The 2,006-nt window shown below is 68.5% G+C and carries 1 protein-coding gene and 1 pseudogene; both read left to right on the plus strand.

Annotated elements, in window-relative coordinates; genetic code table 11:
- On the plus strand, positions 1 to 984 hold a 984-nt coding region (locus H3O04_RS35150; protein ID WP_202589497.1), incomplete at its 5' end, for a HoxN/HupN/NixA family nickel/cobalt transporter.
- Between the two features lie 290 nt (positions 985 to 1,274).
- A pseudogene (locus H3O04_RS36470) lies at positions 1,275 to 2,006 on the plus strand (hypothetical protein); the annotation flags it as partial.

The following is a 2,006-nucleotide window of genomic DNA, read 5'->3' on the forward strand; positions in this document are numbered from 1 at the left end:
CTGCTGACCCTCTATGCCGGCCTGATCGCCGCGAACGTCGCCGTCTGGCTGTGGGCGCTCGCCGTGCTGCGCGATCATCCGCTGCTGTTCGGCACCGCGGCGATCGCGTACGGGCTCGGGCTGCGCCATGCGGTCGACGCGGATCACATCGCCGCGATCGACGTCGCGACGCGCAAGCTGATGCAGGACGGCCAGCGTCCGGTGAGCGTCGGCCTGTTCTTCTCGCTCGGCCATTCGACGATCGTGATCGCCGCGACGCTCGGCATCGCGCTGACCGCGTTCGCGCTGCGCGACCGGTTCGATGCATTCCGCGACATCGGCGGCACGATCGGCACGGCGGTATCGGCCACCTTCCTGCTGGTGCTCGCGTGCGTGAACCTGATGATCCTGCGCGACGTGTGGCGACGCTATCGCGGCGCGTCCGGGCACACGCACGACGGCACGCACGACCATCGTCCCGCCGGCCTCGTCTCGCGGTTGCTACGGCCGTTGTTCCGGTTCGTGTCGAAGAGCTGGCACATGTATCCGGTCGGCGTGCTGTTCGGGCTCGGTTTCGATACTGCAACCGAAATCGGCCTGCTCGCGATTGCCGCCGCGCAGGCGAGCCAGGGGCTGCCGATCTATACGGTCATGCTGTTTCCCGCGCTTTTCACCGCCGGCATGACGCTGATCGACTCGACCGACAACGTGCTGATGATTCAGGCATACGGCTGGGCGATGGACGATCCGCAGCGCAAGCTGCTCTACAACGCGAGCATCACGTTCGTGTCGGCGGCCGTCGCGCTGGCGATCGGCGGGATCGAAGCGGCCGGCCTGCTGGCCGACAAGCTGTCGCTGACGGGCCCCGTGCGCGACACGCTCGATGCGCTCGGCGAACGCTTCGGCTCGATCGGCTATGGCATCGTCGCGCTGTTCCTCGTCTGCTGGATCGCGTCGATCCTGTTCCACCGCTGGCAACGCGCGGCCGACGCGCCGGCGCGCTGAACGACGCCCCGACGTTTCATTCCGGAAACAAAACCCTCCCCGACGACGTTGCATGCGTGGTCACGTGACTGCGCCCGCCTTGCGCCACGGCCCCGCGCGGCCGCTGGCACGAATCTCGCAGAGTGGGATGCGCACGGCGGGCCCGCGTGCCGATCCGCGTTCGCGGCCAGCGTCAAGCGCTGGCCCGGAGGCCATCGGCTGACGATAGGACAACGAATCTTTTAAGCCCCCCTGCACCACACGTGAATAGTCGCGCGGCAACGAGGCATCGCGCGCATGGGGAGGCCATGATGCATAAGACGAAACAACCGTTCCGCACGGCGGGACGGCGCCCTCGTGCAACCTTGCTGGCCGCGGCCGCTTTGGCGTGCTGCTGCTCGTATGCCGTCGCACAGAACACCACACCTGACTCCGTGTCCGACGCAAATGCCAGCGCGGACACCATCATGACGCTGGTCGAGAACGCATCGCCGTGCGCCGCCAATCCGGCTGCGTGCGCGGTGCACGTTTATGCCGGCCGGGGCGTCGGTAATGGCGGTGCCGGTGCGGGCGGCAGTGGAAACGGCGGTGGCACCGGTGGTGGGAACGGAAACGGTAGCGGCGGAAACAACGGGAACGGCGCCGTCGGACCTGCCGGCGTCGGCGGAACGACAGGTGGTACCTCAGGCAGTACGGGCGGCACGGGCCGTGGAGGCAATGCGTCCGGCAACGGTGGCTCGGATGGCGGCACTTCGGGTGGCGGCACTTCCGGTGGCGGCACTTCCGGTGGAAGCACTTCCGGTGGAGGCACTTCGGGTGGCGGTACTTCGGGTGGCGGCACTTCGGGTGGTGGTACTTCGGGTGGAGGCACTTCGGGTGGAGGCACCTCGGGTGGAGGCACCTCGGGTGGAGGCACCTCGGGTGGAGGCACCTCGGGTGGAGGCACCTCGGGTGGCGGTACTTCCGGGGGCGGCACCTCGGGTGGCGGTGGCCACGGTGACGGCGGTGGTCACGGCAATGGCGGCGGCCATGGTGACGGCGGT

The sequence above is a fragment of the Burkholderia sp. KCJ3K979 genome (assembly GCF_016759955.1).
GTDB lineage: Bacteria > Pseudomonadota > Gammaproteobacteria > Burkholderiales > Burkholderiaceae > Burkholderia > Burkholderia orbicola.